At 56.2% G+C, this 17,923-nt stretch carries 18 protein-coding genes and 1 other annotated feature; of the genes, 15 read left to right on the top strand and 3 right to left on the bottom strand.

What is annotated here, in order from left to right:
• Nucleotides 1-8 precede the first annotated feature (8 nt).
• Nucleotides 9-437: a hypothetical protein gene (locus FD37_RS11930; RefSeq protein WP_045806748.1), complete on the top strand. Its 429-nt coding sequence runs from the start codon at nucleotides 9-11 to the stop codon at nucleotides 435-437.
• A gap of 181 nt (nucleotides 438-618) precedes the next feature.
• On the opposite strand, the gene yidC is transcribed toward FD37_RS11930, so the two are convergent.
• On the bottom strand, nucleotides 619-1,533 hold the full coding sequence (yidC, locus tag FD37_RS11925; RefSeq protein ID WP_056965427.1) for a membrane protein insertase YidC: 915 nt from the start codon (nucleotides 1,531-1,533) through the stop codon (nucleotides 619-621).
• Between the two features lie 106 nt (nucleotides 1,534-1,639).
• Nucleotides 1,640-1,909: an acylphosphatase gene (locus FD37_RS11920; RefSeq protein ID WP_045806746.1), complete on the bottom strand. Its 270-nt coding sequence runs from the start codon at nucleotides 1,907-1,909 to the stop codon at nucleotides 1,640-1,642.
• Between the two features lie 179 nt (nucleotides 1,910-2,088).
• Here FD37_RS11920 and FD37_RS11915 point away from each other — a divergent pair, with 179 nt between their 5' ends.
• The 9 genes from FD37_RS11915 (at nucleotide 2,089) to FD37_RS11875 (ending at nucleotide 10,784) form a co-directional block, all read left to right on the top strand.
• Nucleotides 2,089-2,859 (top strand): TrmH family RNA methyltransferase, encoded by a 771-nt coding sequence (locus FD37_RS11915; protein ID WP_045806745.1) that lies wholly within the window; start codon nucleotides 2,089-2,091, stop codon nucleotides 2,857-2,859.
• A gap of 135 nt (nucleotides 2,860-2,994) precedes the next feature.
• The gene (locus FD37_RS11910) at nucleotides 2,995-3,492 is read left to right on the top strand and encodes an HD domain-containing protein (protein WP_045806744.1); all 498 of its coding nucleotides are present in this window, start codon (nucleotides 2,995-2,997) and stop codon (nucleotides 3,490-3,492) included.
• A gap of 35 nt (nucleotides 3,493-3,527) precedes the next feature.
• Nucleotides 3,528-3,896: a winged helix-turn-helix transcriptional regulator gene (locus FD37_RS11905; RefSeq protein ID WP_045806743.1), complete on the top strand. Its 369-nt coding sequence runs from the start codon at nucleotides 3,528-3,530 to the stop codon at nucleotides 3,894-3,896.
• Nucleotides 3,897-3,941: 45 nt separating this feature from the next.
• Nucleotides 3,942-4,172 (top strand) — a binding site (T-box leader).
• A 79-nt stretch (nucleotides 4,173-4,251) separates the two neighbouring features.
• Nucleotides 4,252-5,298, top strand: coding sequence for a phenylalanine--tRNA ligase subunit alpha (pheS, locus tag FD37_RS11900; protein ID WP_045806742.1), 1,047 nt, complete (start codon nucleotides 4,252-4,254; stop codon nucleotides 5,296-5,298).
• 9 nt (nucleotides 5,299-5,307) lie between these two features.
• Nucleotides 5,308-7,716, top strand: a complete 2,409-nt coding sequence (gene pheT, locus FD37_RS11895; protein WP_056965426.1) for a phenylalanine--tRNA ligase subunit beta — start codon at nucleotides 5,308-5,310, stop codon at nucleotides 7,714-7,716.
• A 152-nt stretch (nucleotides 7,717-7,868) separates the two neighbouring features.
• Nucleotides 7,869-9,002, top strand: a complete 1,134-nt coding sequence (mltG, locus tag FD37_RS11890; RefSeq protein WP_056965425.1) for an endolytic transglycosylase MltG — start codon at nucleotides 7,869-7,871, stop codon at nucleotides 9,000-9,002.
• A gap of 18 nt (nucleotides 9,003-9,020) precedes the next feature.
• Entirely contained in the window at nucleotides 9,021-9,692 is a 672-nt protein-coding gene (gene udk, locus FD37_RS11885) for a uridine kinase (protein WP_225351205.1), read from the top strand.
• A gap of 109 nt (nucleotides 9,693-9,801) precedes the next feature.
• On the top strand, nucleotides 9,802-10,278 hold the full coding sequence (greA, locus tag FD37_RS11880) for a transcription elongation factor GreA (RefSeq protein WP_045806738.1): 477 nt from the start codon (nucleotides 9,802-9,804) through the stop codon (nucleotides 10,276-10,278).
• A gap of 203 nt (nucleotides 10,279-10,481) precedes the next feature.
• Nucleotides 10,482-10,784 (top strand): HesB/YadR/YfhF family protein, encoded by a 303-nt coding sequence (locus FD37_RS11875; RefSeq protein ID WP_045806737.1) that lies wholly within the window; start codon nucleotides 10,482-10,484, stop codon nucleotides 10,782-10,784.
• Nucleotides 10,785-11,059: 275 nt separating this feature from the next.
• Here FD37_RS11875 and FD37_RS11870 read toward each other — a convergent pair whose 3' ends face one another.
• Nucleotides 11,060-13,699, bottom strand: coding sequence for a YfhO family protein (locus FD37_RS11870; RefSeq protein ID WP_056965424.1), 2,640 nt, complete (start codon nucleotides 13,697-13,699; stop codon nucleotides 11,060-11,062).
• Between the two features lie 168 nt (nucleotides 13,700-13,867).
• Between FD37_RS11870 and FD37_RS11865 the strand changes: the two genes are divergently transcribed.
• From FD37_RS11865 to FD37_RS11850, 5 genes are all read left to right on the top strand, one after another.
• Nucleotides 13,868-15,982, top strand: coding sequence for a peptidoglycan D,D-transpeptidase FtsI family protein (locus FD37_RS11865; protein ID WP_082605196.1), 2,115 nt, complete (start codon nucleotides 13,868-13,870; stop codon nucleotides 15,980-15,982).
• 128 nt (nucleotides 15,983-16,110) lie between these two features.
• Entirely contained in the window at nucleotides 16,111-16,260 is a 150-nt protein-coding gene (rpmG, locus tag FD37_RS12675) for a 50S ribosomal protein L33 (RefSeq protein ID WP_081721478.1), read from the top strand.
• 145 nt (nucleotides 16,261-16,405) lie between these two features.
• Nucleotides 16,406-16,954 carry a 5-formyltetrahydrofolate cyclo-ligase gene (locus FD37_RS11860; RefSeq protein WP_056965423.1) on the top strand — a complete coding sequence of 183 codons (549 nt, stop codon included), beginning with the start codon at nucleotides 16,406-16,408 and terminating at the stop codon, nucleotides 16,952-16,954.
• A gap of 13 nt (nucleotides 16,955-16,967) precedes the next feature.
• On the top strand, nucleotides 16,968-17,648 hold the full coding sequence (locus FD37_RS11855) for a rhomboid family intramembrane serine protease (protein WP_147007677.1): 681 nt from the start codon (nucleotides 16,968-16,970) through the stop codon (nucleotides 17,646-17,648).
• Nucleotides 17,649-17,691: 43 nt separating this feature from the next.
• Nucleotides 17,692-17,922 carry a YqgQ family protein gene (locus tag FD37_RS11850; RefSeq protein ID WP_045806734.1) on the top strand — a complete coding sequence of 77 codons (231 nt, stop codon included), beginning with the start codon at nucleotides 17,692-17,694 and terminating at the stop codon, nucleotides 17,920-17,922.
• Nucleotide 17,923 lies beyond the last annotated feature (1 nt).

The raw sequence follows: 17,923 nt of genomic DNA, 5'->3' as shown, positions 1-17,923 counted from the left end.
ACGGTCACATGCGAAAATACATAACGGGGATTTTAACGGCGTTAATGGTCGTGAGCATCGGCAGCACGTCGCTGACGGCGGAGGCCGCGGCTTGGCATGCCGGGACGCCCAAGGCCTTACGGGGGTCGTGGAGCTGGTATGCCGCGCAGAAGGTGGATCCCGGTTGGGACACTTTTCATATCTCGGCGCACAAGATGGTCAGTCAGGGCCGGGGCAATCCCCGGATGGGGTACCACAAGCTGCGTTACCGGTCGTTGGGTCATGGTAAGTACCAGATTCGCGCATACGAACGGGCCATCCAGCCCAATGCCCCCAAGGCGCGCTGGGTGACCGAGACCTTCGTGAAACGGCACGGGCGCCTGAAGCGTACGGGGTACACTCCCCGCTACTACCATGGGAGCCTGCAGAGCGTCGCCAAACGCTTGCACCTTCGCTAGTAGAAGGGAAGCGCCTTGCGCGGACGGGATCGCCCGCACAAGGCAATCAAAAACAGGGAGGCGGTTCTTACAATGAGAACTTCCTTCCTGTTTTTAGTTGGTTTTGCTGAATGCCGGCATGGCTCACACCGGGTCTTCAAAAAAAGACGAGCGCCCCGCGGGGTGCTCGTCTAACGAATCATTACCGACGGTGGTGTTGTTGCTTACCAGCGTTTCGGTTGCGGTTTTGTTTGTGGGTCTTCGTGACTTGCGCCTTGACCTGCTTCGGGGCGACCGGCTTAGCGGGCGTCACGGGAGCGGGCTTGGGCATTTTTTCCATTTCTTCTTTGATCTCACGCCGAATCCGGGGACGGTAGAAGTTGATGATCAACGTTTGCAGGCAGGCGAACAACCCACCGACGAAGAAGTACAACCCCAGTCCGGCCGGGGAACTCATGGTGAAGAACAGGATCATCACGGGTGACATCAGCAGCGTGTAGCGCATCTGCTTCTTTTGGTCATCCGGCATCCCCAACATGGAGAGGTAACCCTGCAACAGGTAGGAAAGAAAGGCCAGAATTGCCAGGATCCAGCTGGACTTCCCCAGGGGGATGTTCATGAAGACGGCCTTAGACAATTCGGGTGAGTAGCGAATAGCCGCGTACAACGCCGCGAAGATTGGCATTTGAATCAGCAGCGGTAAGCAACCGATCCCACCGGTCATGCTGATGCCGTTGTTCCGGTACAGGGTCATCATTTCCTGACTGATAGCCGCCTGTTCTTCCTTGGTCTTGGCCGCCTTTTGCCGCTTTTGAATCTCCTGCATCTGTGGCCGGACCATGGACATCTTTTCCTGTTGGACCGTGGCGCCGCGCATCTGCTTGACCATGACGGGTAGCAGGACCATCCGGACGATCACCGTTAAGATGATGATGGCCCAGCCGTAGCTGCCGCCGAAAATGTTGGCGAGCCAGTCCATCACGTGTTGACCGGGAACGGCGAGATAATCGTAGACGAAGCCGTACGGTTTCCCGTTCTTGGTCTGCACACAACCGCTCAGCAGCAGCGCAAGGCTGGCGAGCGATGCGGTGACCGAAAATCTTTTAGAAATTTTCATATAAATTCATGAACCCCTTTATAAAAATAACAATAGAAACGTGACCGTTCCCATGCGGCGAAATCGCCGTGAACATTCAATATATTACTTGATTTAGGGCGATTTATCAATTAATTATCCGAAAGTCAGCAAAGTGGTGGGTCAGCAGGTCGTCGACGTCGATGCGTTCGACGTGCGCCCAGGGGTTGACGTGGTGGAGCCGGTGTTGGAACCGTTCCAGAACAGTGGCGGTCGCGCTGGCCACGACGGCGACCTGGCCGCTCGCCAGGTTCTGGACGGTCCCGGTCACGTGCAGCTCCCGGGCGAGCTGGGTCGTGGCCCAGCGAAAGCCGACACCCTGGACCCGACCGGAGATCAGGTAACGACGGGTTTGCAAAAGCCTCAGTCTCCTTTCAAGTTTTCTTCCATCATACCGCGAAAGCGCCCTGGGGGGGCAAGGATATGGTAGAATTAGGGATAAACCTACACGTTCTGTGCGGGAGCGGCCGACTGCGAATCAAGCGCGGTCGCAATCCCGCGGAATGCGGACAAATTCAATCATGAGGAGCGGTCATCGTGCGAGAAAAGATTACGTCGAGTCAGAATAAACGGGTGAAGCAGTGGCGGGCCTTAACCACCAAGAAGGGGCGTCAGGCGACCCAGTCGTACCTATTAGAGGGGTGGCACCTGGTCCACGAGGCCTTGCTGGCCCACCAGCCGGTCACGGCCATCATGGGAACGGCCGAGCAATTGGCGGCGCACGCGGCGGACCTGCCGGCGACCGCACCGACCTTTGAGCTGACCGAGAGCATCGCCAAGACCATCGGCGATGCGAACACCCCCCAGGGGATCTTCGCCACGATGCCGATCGCCGCGGACGACGTGTTGGACCCGCAAACGGTCCAGGGCGGCTGGCTGTTCCTGGACCAGGTCCAGGACCCCGGCAACATCGGGACCATGGTCCGCACGGCCGATGCGGCCGGGTTACGGGGCGTGGTCCTGGGGCTCGGCAGTGCGAGCCGGTATTTGCCCAAGGTGCTGCGCGCCATGCAGGGCAGTCAATTTCACGTGGAGGTCGTGGAAGCCGACCTGCACCAGTGGATTCAGGCCTTTACAGCCCGGCACTTGCCGGTCTACGGGACGAACCTGGACCCACAGGCACAGGACTACCGCAACGTGGATCCCGTGACGACGGGGGCCATCGTGATGGGCAACGAGGGGAACGGCATGGCGCCGGACCTGCAACAGCTGACCACCCGGAACCTCTACATCCCCATCAAGGGCCAAGCGGAGTCGCTGAACGTGGCCGTGGCCGCCGGAATCGTCATGTTTCGGTTATTCGGCTAAAGCTGATTAAGAAACCCTTAATCTGTCGGAATTTAGGGCTTTTTCATTGCTTTTTGACCAAAAGTAAGTAAAATACAGGGTAACTATTGGTACTCAAAGTCACAGCATAATTCTATAATGAAAAGGAAGCATTCTATGACCAAATTAACTTGGCGTGATGATCCCGAATACCTTGCGATCGTTTCTGATTTGTTGGCGCAGGAGCCGGTACAACGTCTGGCGAATTATACCCAGCATCATCACTCTAACCGGTTGGACCATTCCATCTCGGTTTCGTATAACAGTTACCTGATTGCAAAGAAGCTCCATTTGAACGTTCGGGCCACCGCGCGGGGTGGGTTGCTTCATGATTTGTTTTATTATGACTGGCGCACGACCAAGTTTGACCTAGGGTCGCACGCCTTCATCCATCCACGGGTGGCCTTGCGCAACGCCGAGAAATTGACGACGCTGACCCCGATGGAAAAGGATATTATTCTTAAGCATATGTGGGGGGCGACGTTGGCGACGCCGCGGTACCGTGAGAGCGTCATCGTTTCCCTCGTGGACGATTACGAAGCGGTCCACGAGTTCATGGGGCCCGCCCGCAAACAGATGCATTCGATTTTAGCAAAGTTAACGCCCAACGCTTAACGGCGGTAGGGTCACGGACAAAGGGAGGGAAGAATATGCAAATGATGTCTACTGATGCGCCGGCAGAATCCGGGGTCGACTTTACCCTGTGTCCGCGCTTGGAGCAAACCTTCACCTTCTTAGGGAAGAAGTGGAACGGCTTAATCATCGACGTGTTATTGGAAGACGGTCCACAACGGTTCCGCGACTTAGCCCACAAGGTGTCCCGGTGCAGTGACCGGGTCCTGGTGGAACGGTTAAAGGAATTGGAACAAAATGGGGTTATCGTGCGGCGGACGTATCCGGACAGTTCCCTGATCGAATACGATCTGACCCAAAAGGGGTTGGAATTCCGCGACGTGATGACCGCGATTCACGCCTGGTCGGACAAGTGGTCTTGTCCGGTCGAGGCCGCAGAGAAGTAGTTGACAGTTGCCCGAAAGTTCGGTAGGCTAAGACTACGTAATCAGACAAAAACGATGAAAGAAACCTAGTAGCCGGAAGAATTTGACAGGAAGGGCTGGTCGTGACTGGAAGTCAGCCTCAATTCTACTCGGGTGAATTCAGTTCTTGAGTTGTCGTCGGGATTCGCACTGCGATGAATGACGAACCGGTGAGTGGCCGTTATCACAACTGAGTGTGGCGTCGAGAATCGTCTCGACGCTGAATCAGGGTGGTACCGCGAATGCTTCGTCCCTCTTTTTAGAGGGGCGGAGCTTTTTTTGTGGGTCGCTGGCGACGCGCACCGGTGTCGGGATAAGAAGAAATGGAGGATGACGTATGTCGTTAAAGGATAAGTTAACGGAATTACAGCAGCACGGCCTGGCCGATATCCAGAAGTCTTCGGACTTAAAGGATGTCAACCAGATCCGGGTCAGTCTGCTGGGTAAGAAGGGCCCCATCACCGAGGTTTTACGGGGGATGCGGGACCTGGACGCCGAAGAACGGCCCAAGGTAGGGGCGTTTGCCAATGAGGTGCGCGATACGTTGACCACGGCGCTGGCCAAGCGGCGCGAGGAATTGGAAGCCGCCGTCTTGAACGCGCGGTTGGCCAAGGAAACGCTGGACGTGACGCTGCCCGGCACCCCGGTCGCCAAGGGGGAACCCCACGTGATCCAACAGATCATCGACCAGATTGAAGACCTGTTCTTGGGCATGGGCTACCAAGTATTGAGCGGCCCCGAAGTGGAAGAAGACAAGTACAACTTTGAGATGATGAACCTGCCGAAGAACCACCCCGCCCGGGACATGCAGGATACCTTCTACATCACCAAGGAGATCCTGATGCGGACCCAGACGTCCCCCATGCAAGCGCGGACGCTGGAGAAGCACGACTTCAGCCAGGGCCCGTTAAAGATGATCTCTCCCGGCGTGGTTTACCGGCGCGACACCGATGACCCGACCCACTCCCACCAATTCCATCAGGTGGAAGGTCTGGTCATCGACAAGCACGTGACCATGGCAGACCTCAAGGGGACCCTGCAGGTCTTGGCCCACGAATTGTTCGGCGACAAGTTCGACGTGCGGTTGCGGCCCAGCTACTTCCCATTCACGGAACCTTCCGTTGAAGCTGACATCACCTGCTTCAACTGTGGCGGGAAGGGTTGCAACGTCTGCAAGAATACCGGCTGGATCGAAGTGCTGGGGGCCGGCATGGTTCACCCGAACGTGCTGAAGATGGCCGGCGTGGATCCCGATGTTTACGGCGGATTCGCCTTTGGGGTCGGGCCCGACCGGTTCGCCATGTTGAAGTACGGGGTCGACGACATCCGGAACTTCTACTTAAACGACGTGCGTTTTCTCACCCAATTCACGAAGAAAGGATAACCGCCACCTATGAATATTTCATATAACTGGATTAAAGAATACCTGGATTTAGATGTTTCTGCCGCTGACTTGGCGGAAAAGATCGAACGGACCTCCGTCGAAGTCGACAGCGTGACGCGGCCGGCCGATGGTTTGAAGAAGGTCGTCGTGGGGCACGTGAACGCCATGGAAGCCCACCCGGACTCCGATCACCTGCACATCTGTGAGGTCGATGTCGGGGACGACCAACCGTCACAGATCGTCTGTGGGGCGCCGAACATCGCGGCGGGCCAAAACGTCATCGTGGCGTTGCCCGGTTCCCGGATCGGCGGCAACGTCAAGATCAAGCGCTCCAAGATGCGGGGCGTCGAATCCGACGGGATGATCTGTTCCTTACAAGAAATCGGCTTTAGCGAAGACGTGGTCCCGAAGGAATACGCCGACGGCATCTACGTCCTGCCGGCCGATGCGACCCCTGGCGAGCCCGTCTTCCACATCTTAGGCATGGACGACAGCCTGATCGACCTGGACGTGACGCCGAACCGGGGCGACATGCTCAGCTTGAACGGGACGCTGCGTGACCTGGCCGCCATTTACGACAAGCCCGTCACGCTGGACCAACCAGCCGTCAAGGAGACCGGCGACGCCATCGCCGATCAGCTGACCCTGCACGTAGACGACCAGTTGTCGCCCCAATACCGGATGCGCTTAGTCCGGAACATCCAGATCAAGCCCAGCCCAATGTGGCTGCAGGTCCGTCTCTGGAACGCGGGGATGCGGCCCATCAACAACGTGGTGGACGTGACCAACTACATCATGCTGAAGTATGGCCAACCGTTGCACGCCTTCGACTACGATAAGTTCAGCGGCCAAGACGTTTACGTCCGGACCGCTCAGGCGGGGGAGAAGCTGACCACGCTGGACGAAAACGACCACGAACTGGATCCCACGGATATCGTGATTGCCGACAGTCAAGCGCCTATCGCGTTGGCCGGGGTCATGGGCGGACTATCGACCGCCATCAGTGATCAGACCACGACGGTCGCCATCGAAGCGGCCGTCTTCGAATCCGTCCACATCCGCAAGGCGGCCCAACGCCACCACCTGCACACCGACGCTTCCCAACGCTTCGAACGGGGCGTGAACCAGGCCGGCGTTCAGGATGCCCTGGATGCGGCGGCCCAGATGCTCGATGAGCTGGCGGCTGGAACGGTGCAGACCGGAACGGCCGTGGGCAGCAACCGTGTGCCGGAACCGGCCGTGATTCCGTTGACGCTGACGCACGTGAACGCCGTCTTGGGGATGGACCTGTCCATGGAACGGGTCACCCACATCTTAGAAACGCTGGGCTTCACGGTGGCCGTTGCGGGTGATCAGTTGACCGTGACTGTGCCGATTCGGCGGAACGATATTCACATCCCGGCCGACCTGCTGGAAGAAATCGCGCGAATCTACGGTTACGATAACATTCCGGCCACGTTGCCAACGGGCCGCATGACGCAGGGTCGTTTAACGGCCGCTCAACGCTTGATGCGGGCTACCCGGCATTCCCTCGAGGGGCTGGGGCTGAACCAGGCCATCTCGTACGCGTTGACCACGGAAGATAAGGCCAAGATGTTCCTGATGCGGCCGAGTGAGGTCACCAAGTTGGCTTGGCCAATGAGCGTGGACCACGCCGTGTTGCGGATGAACATGGTTACCGGTCTGCTAGACGACATCGCCTACAACACCGCCCGGAAGGTGAAGGACGTGGCCCTGTACGAACAGGGACGGGTCTTCTACCGGGAGGACGGGACCGACCGGCCAAGCGAAGAGGAACACATCGCGGGTGCCGTGACCGGCACGCTGATGCCCGAAGCCTGGGACCAGGCCGCTAAGCCGGTCGACTTCTACCAGGTCAAGGGAATGGTGGAAGCCTATCTCCAAGACATGGCTGTAAATGGTGACGTGACCTACGTGCCAAATGCCGACATGCCGGAGATGCACCCGGGGCGGACGGCGGACATCCTGGTCCACGGTCACCGGATCGGGTACCTGGGTCAGGTTCACCCGACGATCGCTAAACGCTTCAAGATCGGGGCGACCTACGTCTTCGAGTTGAACCTGCAGGCCATCATCGACATGCCAAAGCAGGAGAACCAGTACGACGTGATTTCACGTTACCCAGCGATTACGCGGGATATCGCGATGTTGGTCGCCGACGACGTGACCAACGAACAGGTCGTTAACCTGATTGAAAAGCGCGGCGGTGCCTACCTGCAATCGGTCAAGCTGTTCGACGTTTATGCCGGCGTGAAGGTGCCTAAGGGCAAGAAGTCCCTGGCTTACACGTTGACTTACCAGGACAAGCACGCCACCTTGGTGGACGATGCCGTGAACCAGGCCTTTGACAAGGTCAGCCACCGCTTACAAGATGAGTTAGGTGCCGAAATTCGTTAATATTTCCAGAAAACCGCGTGCGACCGAGGGGTCAACGCGGTTTTCTTAGAACCCAAAGATTACAATTTAGTCAAAGTGACCTTTGCCGGTTTTCGTAGCCCCCGAAATTCTGTATAATGTAGAGGACTATGGCATAGAACGGAGGAAATAAGTTGGATAATGGCACAGATCCCACGCCAACCCGACAGACCCGTGGCAAGCGGGGCTCGTTCGGGCGGCGTATTATGATTGGGGTGGCCAGTTTACTGGTCATTTTAGCGGTAGCCATCGGGGTTATCGGGTATAATTACTTCCAGTCGGCCCTGAAGCCGTTGGATACCAGCAACGACAACGTTGTGCAGGTTCACGTGCCGATGGGGGCGACGTCCAATAAGATTGGACAGATCCTGCAGGACAAAAAAGTGGTCAAGAGTGGGATGGTCTTCAACTATTACGTCAAGTCCCATAAGTTCACCAACTTCCGGGCGGGTTACTACCAGTTGAAGCCGTCAATGACCCTGAACACCATCGCTAAGCAGTTACAGCTGGGCGGTTCGGCGGAACCGATTCAGAGTACGGCGGGGAAGGTTCTGGTCCGTGAAGGCGAAACGGTCGATCAGTTGGCCGCGGAGATCCCGATTCAGACCGACTTCACCAAGAAGGAATTCATGAGCCTGATGAAGAGCCAGAGCTTCTTTAACCAGTTGGCCGCCAAGTACCCACAGCTGTTAAGCTCGGCCAAGCAGGCGAAAAACGTGCGGTACCGCTTAGAAGGGTACTTAGCACCGGCAACCTATCAAGCTGGCAAAAAGATGACCCTCAAGCAACTTGTCACGGAAATGGTTGCGAAGACCAACCAAAACCTGGCGGGCAGCTACAAGACCATCAAGAAGCAGAAGCTGACGGTACAGGAGACCCTGACACTGGCCTCGTTGGTGGAACGCGAAGGCGTCAGCCAATCCGATCGCAACAAGATCGCCGGGGTCTTCTTGAACCGGATCGACGCCAACATGGCGCTACAGTCGGATATCGCGGTGCAATACGCGTTGAGGACCACCAAGAAGACGTTGACCTATAAGGACCTGAAGGTGAAGTCACCGTACAACCTGTACGTGCACACCGGGTATGGTCCGGGACCGTTTGACAGCCCGAGCACGTCGTCGATCAAGGCGGTCTTGCATCCGGCGGAACGGAACAAGGATTACTACTACTTCATCGCAAATACCAAGACGGGGAAGGTCTACTTCTCCAAGACCTACGCACAGCATCAAGCGTTGACCAGTTCGCTGGCCAGCGATAACAAGTAAAGAAGGATGGCGACAACGTTGGCAGATAAGAAACGACCAATCATTATCGGGGTTACCGGGGGTTCCGGTAGCGGGAAGACGACCGTTAGTCGGGCAATTTTTAATCAATTAGTGGGACACTCCATCATGATCTTGCAACAGGATTCCTACTACAAGGACCAAGCGGACATGACCATGGAGGAACGGAAGGCGGTCAACTACGACCACCCGTTAACGTTCGACACGGATCTGCTGATTGCCCAATTAAAGCAGTTATTACGCTACGAGCCCATCGAGAAGCCGGTCTACGACTACAGTCTCTTCACCCGGAGTGACGAAACGATTCATCAGGAACCGCGGGACGTCATCATCTTGGAAGGTATCTTGATCCTGGATGACGAACGGCTGCGGGACCTGATGGACATCAAGGTCTTCGTCGACACCGACGATGATATCCGAATCATTCGGCGGATCCAACGGGACATGAACGAACGGAACCGGCCACTGGAATCGATCATTAGCCAGTACTTGGCGACGGTCAAGCCAATGTATCACCAATTCGTCGAGCCAACCAAGCGTTACGCGGACATTATTGTGCCCGAGGGTGGCGAGAACCAGGTCGCCATCGACCTGCTGGTCACGAAGATTCGGGCCATCTTGGCGGCGCACGGCAACAAAGAAGTCTTTGACAATCAAGACACGACCATTTAAGATGGTGGGGTTCCCTTCATACGGGAAGCGTCCCCGGACCGCGAATACTTAGCGGGGCCGGTGGTCAGGACGAACAATTAACTTAATTAGAGAAAAAGGGGTGGCCATTGTGGCAGAAGACAAAATGTATCCAATGACTGAAGAAGGTAAGGAGAAGCTGGAGGCCGAATTAGAAGACCTGAAGATGGTTCAACGGCCAAAGGTCATTGAACGGATCAAGATCGCCCGTTCCTACGGGGACCTTTCGGAAAATTCCGAGTACGAATCAGCCAAGGACGAACAAAGTATGTTGGAAACGCGGATCAGCACCGTTGAACGGATGCTGCAATACGCGCAGATCATCGATAACGATGGAACGGATAAGGACGAGATTACCGTGGGTAAGAAGGTCACGTTCCAAGAGTTACCGGATGAAGATCCAGAGGAATACACCATCGTGGGGGCGGCTGAAGCCGATCCCATGGCAGGGAAGATCTCGAACGATTCACCGATTGCGAAGGGCCTGTTAGGTCACCGCGTGGGTGAAAACGTGACGTTCCCAACGCCCGGTGGTGACATGACGGTGAAGGTCATCTCCGTCGACTAACCGTTCATCACGAAGAGTCTCGACTGCGGTCGGGGCTCTTTTTTTTAGTGGCCGGCGGGTTAAAAACGGGGGATAAACGGTCAGCCATATTTAATTGTGAACAATATAATTAGGGGTTTCCCTTGCTAATCAAGGGCGGTTCATGTTATAAAAGTAAGTGAAAACGGATTCACAGCCGATTAATCAAGAAGGGTCTTGTAAATATGAAGATTACAGTCACGGATAGAGCAAGTGAATGGTTCCAAAATGATATGGGCATGACGGGCCGCGGCGTGCGGTTCTTTGGGAAGGTCTACGGGAAGACGCCCGTTCACCAAGGCTTCTCTCTGGGCATGACCCCCGACGATAACCCGCGGGACCCGGTCGTGACGACGAAGAAGGATGGCGTGACGTACTACATCACCGAGGGGGACGAATGGTTCTTCATCGGGTACGACCTCACCATCGATTACGATCCCCAAACGGATGGTCCGACCTACATTTACACGGAAAACGGGGAACTTTAGGCCGCTTAAGCGTGGGGTAGAAGGCAGTTAACTATTAAGCGGAACCAGTTGCCTTGTGGCGCACGTTTCGGCACCATAAGTTCGGAGATAGAGGAATAAACAAAAAACAGGAAGAAAACTCTCTTGAAAATTGAGAATTTTCTTCCTGTTTTTATAGGTTCCGGGTGATGTGCTGATCCTGTTTTAGGCTAATAACGGGGCCAACTGGTCTCGCTCTTTCAGGGGTAACGGACGGTGTTAGCGCAACAGAGGTGAGCAACTATTCTAACCAGTCGTTACCGACTGGCACGCCGGTGGCGCCACCAGCCGATGCCGAGCGTGAGCAGCAGGGTGAGGCCGCTGAGCAGAAGGCCCAGATTCAACAGGGGTGGCCAGTAGGTGAAGGTCACGTGGTTGCGGCCCTTGGCCAACTTGACGGCGGTAAACATCCCCACGGTCTTGTAGGTCTTGGCCCGGTGGCCATTGACCCGCACACGCCAGCCTTGCGAGTATGGAATCGAGGTGTTTAGGACCTGCTGAGCGTTTGTCGCCGTTACGGTCCCGGCAAAGGCACTGTCGGTGTGCTTGGTCAGCTGCCACGGGTGCTGTTGCAGGGTGGTGACGGCGCGCTTGAATTGTGCCGTGTGCAGGCGGTAAAGGGTGAAGTTCTGCAGCCACAGGGACCCCTTCTTAAGCTGAATGGTCAGCTTGATGGTCTGCCCCTTGGCGTGATCCGCCGCGCTGACCATGATGGTGTTGCGGTAGGTCTTGTACTGGTTCAGGGTCTGGCCGTTCAGCACGAAGGTCGCGTTGTCCGGGTTGACCGTGGATCCAAACGTCAGGTAATAGGCGTCGTTGGTCGTCGGCTTGAAGGTCAGCGTGATGCTGGCGGGTTTCAGCAGACTCTTCTTTTGCAGGATGGCGCCGGTGATCTTGGTTTGTTGATTAATGTTTTGGAAGGTGACCTGGTTAAAGTTCTCGGCCGAGTAGAGCTTTTGGTCCTGCTGGTTCCCGGTCAGGGCCGCCAGCCAATTGGCCTGGTACTGTGCCGGGTCGGCCGTGGTGTTCTTCAACGTCAGGATGTCCTGGTTAGCCGCGTAGCCCATCGGCAAGGCGTACGGGTTCCGGTAGGTCGTGGCCCAGTGGTCTTGGCGGACAGCCTGGTAAGAAGCTAGGTCGGCCTTGTTGGTATCCGCTGGCAGCAGGTTAGAACCGGCCAGGGCGCCGGAGAGCTGCTTTTGCTGGAAGTAGTACTTCATGTTCAGCAGGGAATCGGTGACCAGCGTCCCGTTACTGTACTCGACGAACCCATCGCCGTCGGGACTGCCGATGTTGCCCATGAAGGTCGGCGTGGCCTTGGGCAGTGCCGAGGAGAAGACCGAGCCGCCGTTGAATCCGGTCTGGAAGGCGTCCCCCTTGGTCCGCAGGAAGGTCTTGCCGATGCGGTAGAAGCCGTGGTCACTTTGCTGGGTCTTGTTCACCAGCTTCTGCAATTCGTTGGTGTAGTTGGCGTATTCGCCTTGGGAGACGTAACTGATGTTATTTAATGAAAGAAAGGCGTTGGCCGTGACTTCGGTGACGCCGATCACGAAGAACATCAGCGGGAAGATCCAGTGCCGCCGCAGTACCGGGAGCGTGTAGATCATCAGGGCGATGACCACGAAGAAGGCGCCCAGCCAAAAGGCGTTTTGCTGGAGGAAGGCGAACTTTTTCAGGTTCTCCCCCACATAGAAGCACCCCGCGGCCACGATGAAGGTGACCACCGCCGTGGCGAACGGCCCGGGACGGAAATTCGGGCGCAGGGTCAAAGCGGCCAGCCAGATCAGCCAAAAGCCGACCACGAAGGAGAACCGGTACGGGTACCAGACCGGGAATTGCCCGGCGTGCCACAGCAGGTCCAAGGGTTGGACACACAGCGAGGCCGCCAGGAACAGGGTGATCAGGCCGGCGGTGATCCGACTGCGAAGTTTCTGCTGCTTGTCGACGAAGTAGAACAGCGCGCCGAGCAACGCGATGGCCCCGATGAAGAGGTTGGCGGTCCCGTCCGGCATCTGGTCGAAGTTGAAGGCCCCCATGAAGAACTTGGCCACCATCTTGGGTGGGAAGAACTCGAATTTCCACTTGAAACTCGTGACCGTGTACTGGGCCTTGCTCTGGGTCAGGGACCACCAGGTCGGTAACAGGACAACGGCGGCCAAGAGGCCACTGATCAGGGACCCCAGCGCGAACCGGCCGGCTTGTAAGGCGAGCGTCCGCCAGGAGCTAAAATGCTCCACAGCCAGCCAAATAAAGGTTAGAATCATGAACAAGCAAATCATGTAAGCCATGTAGTAGTTAATGATAAGCATGGCGGTCAGCCAGAAGAGGTAGCCGCGCCAGTGATTGGCCAGCATCAGTTGCCGCAGACCGTAGAAGATCAGGGGCAACAGGTACAGGGCGTCCAGCCACATGATGTTGAGCTGGTTGGCGATCGTCCACCCCATCAAGGCGTAGGCCGTGGAGAGGGTGATGGCGACGAGGCCGGTGTGGGGCGTGACCTTGGTCAAGAGCCAGCCGAAGCTGAGGCCCGCCAGGCCATACTTGAGCACCGTCAGTAGGAAGATGCCACTGCTCAGGTGGGCGCCGGGGAAGGCGAGGAGCAGCCAGTTTAGGGGGCTCAGCAGGTAATAGGCCCAGTTGCCGACCATCTCACCGCCCAGGCCGTTACTAAAGGAATAAAAAATGGCGCTGGGGTTGTGGAGCAGGGTCCGCCGTAGGTAGGCGAAGAAGTCCACGTACTGTTGTCCCAAATCAACCGTCAATAAGCTGCTCGATCCAAACGGGGCCATCTGCCGGTAGGCAAAGTAGGCCGTCATGATAATTAAGGGCGTTAGAAACGTGCCCAACAACGTCCACTGACGCTGTGTGAGTGTTTTCCGCCGTTTCTTGGTTTGCAAAAAAGAGCCACCTCAATCTTTAGAAATTATAAAAGGTTCATTGGGAACCTGTACATTTTGCTTTCAACTACCTAGAATAGCATAGAATCATTAAATTTCGATAGCGGGATAGTGGAGCGAGGCGAAGTTTGGTAAAATAGTAGCAGTACAATAAGGAGCAGAGCTGTTGTGAAGAATTTTTATAATCGCGTTAGTAATCGGAACCAACGATCGAGTGGCGGACCCACTAAGTCCTCGATTCCGTTTCGGTTAAACTTTCTTTTCATTATTGTTGCCCTGTTATTTGCAGCGCTGATTGGCCAATTGGCCTACCTGCAAGTAATCTACGGTGCGCAACTTAAAGCCCAAGTGAACCAGACCGATACCACCATTGAAACGACCAACGTTCAACGGGGGATGATTTACGACTCCAATGGGAAGGTCTTGGTTGGGAACAAGGCGCACCAAGCCATTGCCTATACGAAGGGGGTCAACGTCCTCTCAACGGATATGTACCGGATCGCCAACAAGTTGGGCCAGTATCTGACGGTGTCGACGTCTTCCTTGACGCCCCGCCAACAGATCGACTACTACCTGACGGATACGAAACGGTTGGCGGCCGTGGAAAAGAAGATTCCGGGCATCAAGCAGTATTCGGTGACGGAACGCTACAACAAGGCACTGAGTTATCTGGAAAACGACTCGTCCTTTAGCCTGAACGCCACGCAGAAGAATGCGGCCGAGATTTTTGCCAAGATGAGCGGGGCCTACGCCCTGTCGACCACCTACATCAAGGATTCGGGTGTCTCCAGCAAGGAAATTGCCGAGATTGGGGAACACCTGTCCGAGATGCCCGGGGTCAAGGTCGGCACGAGTTGGTCCCGGAATTACCCGAACGGCTCGTCGATCAAGTCGATCATCGGGACGGTCTCGTCCGAAAAGACGGGGTTACCGAGTGACCAGATCAACGAATTACTGGCCCAGGGATACTCACGAAACGACAGTGTCGGCCAGTCCTACCTGGAACAGGAGTACGAATCCGTTCTGCGGGGGACCAAGGCTGAAAAGCAGGTCGAGGTCGCGGGGAACAGTACCGTGACCAAGGAAGTCAAGAAGTATGGCGGTCAGAAGGGGGACAACCTTCAGCTGACCATCAACTCGACCTTCCAGACGCAGCTCCAAAAGCTGGTCCGGTCTGCCGAATCCAATGCCGGGGGTTACTCGACCGGGACTTACGCCGTGGTCATGAACCCGAATACCGGTGGGGTCATCGGGATCGCCGGGGTCGACCGGAATCCATCGACCGGGAAGCTGACGGATAACGCGCTGGGCACCATTAACAGCGACATCGTCATGGGGTCCGTGGTCAAGGGTGCCATGGTCTCCGGGGCGTTGATGGATGGCGTGATCACGCCGGAAAACAACACCTTGACGGATAAGGTCATCAACACCGGTGGGGTCAAGAAGTCGTCTTGGTTCAACCACAGCGGGAACGCCAACATCGCGGTCAACGCGGCGACGGCCCTGGAAGTTTCCTCTAACTCCTACATGATGCAATTGGCCATGAAGGAAGCCAAGTTCAACTACGTGGCGGGCGGTGCTTTGAACATGAGCACCAAGGCCTTCAGTATCGAACGGGGCTACTTCAACCAATTCGGTTTAGGGGTCAAGACGGGGATCGACCTGCCGGGTGAAAGCACCGGGCTGGAAGGGTCCAGTTCTAAAACGAACATCGGGAGTGCCCTGGACTTAGCCTTCGGGAACTACGATGCCTACACCACCATGCAGGTGGCCCAATACATGTCGACCGTGGCAAACGGTGGGACGCGGATCGCGCCGCACGTGGTTCAGGCCATTCGGGGGACGACCTCGGATGGGAAGCTGGGGACGGTCAAGTCCACGGTGACCCCGAAGGTCCTGAACACCATCGACATGACGGAGGCGGAGAAGAAGCTGGTCAAGGAAGGGCTCTATGACGTGGTTCATGGGACCAACACCTACAAGACCGGGGCCGAACTGGCGTCGATCTCCCCCGGGATCTCCGCCAAGACGGGGACTGCCGAAACCTACTACAAGGGACATTCGACGGTAACCCTGAGTTTGGCCTCCTACGCGCCATCGAACGATCCACAGGTCGTGGTGGCCCTGGCGATGCCAAACTTGAGTACCAGCGACGAAGACAACAACATGAAGCTGGCCAAGCAGATCTACGCGGCTTACTGGAAGACGGTCCAGTCGACCTCCACGTTGACGAACCCAACCAAGGCCACGAAGTCTGGTTCCGCCCAGAACACGGCGGGCTAGGAGACGTGTAAAGTAATTTCCCTTAACATTATTTGGATAAGGACTGGTAATTATCACCGATTAATGGTAATATATTACGAGTTAAGGCTCATGCCTGTAATTCTGAACAAGTTGGGAGGTTACCCACAATGCGTGTCCACATCACTTTAGAATGTACTGAATGTCACGAACGCAACTACTTATCCAGCAAGAACCGGCGTAATAACCCGGATCGGGTAGAATTCAAGAAATACTGCCCTCGCGAACGGAAAGTTACGTTGCATCGCGAAACGAAGTAAAAGGTACGGGCGAAAGTCCGCACCTTTTTTTGTCCCTGAATGGGGTGGTCGGACGAGAACCGTCGGGACCACCCCATTTTTTTGGACGAATTATTTTTGGAATCGCGTCATTTAGGATAAACTCTTTATGGGAGGTTGATACCGAATGGATAAAGCCCCATTACGACAACAAACGATTCAGGCCCTGGCGCAGCTACCGGCCGAACAACGCCAGCAGGCCAGTCAACAGCTCTATCGGCAGCTCTTCGCACGGCCCGAGTGGCAGGCGGCCCAAGTGGTGGCGACGACTTTGAGCAGTGCCATTGAACTGGATACGGCGCCCATCATCGCGGCGGCCCGGGCCGCGCAGAAGACCGTGGTGGTGCCCCAGACGCTGCCGCACCGGCAGATGGCCTTTCGGGTCCTAACGGCGGCAACGACCGTGGTGACCACCAAGTTCGGTATCCGTGAGCCCCAGGATAACCTGATCCTGAACCCGCGGGCGCTGGACCTGATCGTGGTGCCGGGCCTGAAGTTTGCCGCTAGCGGCGAACGGCTGGGGTTCGGGGGCGGCTATTACGACCGCTACCTGCCACGGACCACCGGCTTCAAGGTGGCCTTGGCGTTACCCGCCCAACAGGCGGCCACCCCGAGCTGGCCGGTCGAGGACTTCGACGTGCGGCTCGACGCCGTGTTAAATTCAGTGAACGCATAAAGGAGACTTTCTTGTGAATCAATTCCGGTATCGGTTACGGCGCTTGGATCAAACGCCCTATATGACGGTCGGGCTCATCGCGGTCATGGTGCTGGTCTATCTGGCCATGACCTTGGCGGGGGGCAGTACCAACGTCAACGTCCTGATCGAATTTGGTGCTAAAATCAACGTGCTGATCCAGCAGGGGCAGTGGTGGCGTCTCGTGACACCCGTCTTCCTGCACATCGGGTTTACCCACATCCTCTTGAACATGCTGACCCTGTACTTCGTGGGGATGCAACTTGAGGCCGCCTTCGGTCATTGGCGGTACCTGGTCATCTTCCTGGTGGCTGGTATCGGGGGCAACGTGGCCAGCTTCTGCTTCTCGGACAGCTTGTCGGCGGGGGCCAGCACGGCCATCTTTGGCCTGTTTGGCGCCTTCATGATGCTGGGCGAGTCGTTTTGGCAGAATCCCACGATTCGGTCGTTGGCCCGGACCTTCTTGGCGTTCGTGGTGATGAACCTGGCCTTTGATGTCTTCACGCCGGGGATCGACCTGGCGGGTCACATCGGGGGATTATTTGCGGGCTTTTTGACGGCCTACTTGGTCGGTGTTCCCCGAATTGGTAAAGTCTCTGCAATCAAGCGGGTCATTGCCACGGTGGTCCTGGTCGCGGGATTGGTCTGGTTGTATCTGCACGGAATGGCTCAGTAGTCAAGTAAAATGTCTCGTGCAATTTGACGGAGGTTGTGGCACAATGAAAACGTTATATGATGTTCAGCAGCTACTTAAACAATTCGGAATTTATGTATACGTAGGCAAGCGTTTATGGGACATTGAAGTGATGGCATTGGAACTCGACCACCTGCGGCAAGCAAGGGTGGTCGATGAGCAGACCTTTGTTCAAGCGAAATTAGTCCTGACACATGAACACCGGTTGGAGGAACAGCGGGCAAGAAATCAACACCAATCCATTGGAGGGATTTAGA

The sequence above is a fragment of the Levilactobacillus spicheri DSM 15429 genome (genome assembly GCF_001435095.1).
Taxonomy (GTDB): Bacteria; Bacillota; Bacilli; order Lactobacillales; family Lactobacillaceae; genus Levilactobacillus; species Levilactobacillus spicheri.
This window is presented reverse-complemented; position numbering and strand designations above follow the sequence as displayed.

What these genes read in the sequence shown, in the direction of transcription:
- FD37_RS11930 (WP_045806748.1), top strand. Translation starts at nt 9, where the DNA reads ATGCGAAAATACATAACGGGGATTTTAACGGCGTTAATGGTCGTGAGC.
- yidC (WP_056965427.1), bottom strand. Translation starts at nt 1,533, where the DNA reads ATGAAAATTTCTAAAAGATTTTCGGTCACCGCATCGCTCGCCAGCCTT.
- FD37_RS11910 (WP_045806744.1), top strand. Translation starts at nt 2,995, where the DNA reads ATGACCAAATTAACTTGGCGTGATGATCCCGAATACCTTGCGATCGTT.
- FD37_RS11905 (WP_045806743.1), top strand. Translation starts at nt 3,528, where the DNA reads ATGCAAATGATGTCTACTGATGCGCCGGCAGAATCCGGGGTCGACTTT.
- pheS (WP_045806742.1), top strand. Translation starts at nt 4,252, where the DNA reads ATGTCGTTAAAGGATAAGTTAACGGAATTACAGCAGCACGGCCTGGCC.
- pheT (WP_056965426.1), top strand. Translation starts at nt 5,308, where the DNA reads ATGAATATTTCATATAACTGGATTAAAGAATACCTGGATTTAGATGTT.
- FD37_RS11875 (WP_045806737.1), top strand. Translation starts at nt 10,482, where the DNA reads ATGAAGATTACAGTCACGGATAGAGCAAGTGAATGGTTCCAAAATGAT.
- rpmG (WP_081721478.1), top strand. Translation starts at nt 16,111, where the DNA reads ATGCGTGTCCACATCACTTTAGAATGTACTGAATGTCACGAACGCAAC.
- FD37_RS11860 (WP_056965423.1), top strand. Translation starts at nt 16,406, where the DNA reads ATGGATAAAGCCCCATTACGACAACAAACGATTCAGGCCCTGGCGCAG.
- FD37_RS11850 (WP_045806734.1), top strand. Translation starts at nt 17,692, where the DNA reads ATGAAAACGTTATATGATGTTCAGCAGCTACTTAAACAATTCGGAATT.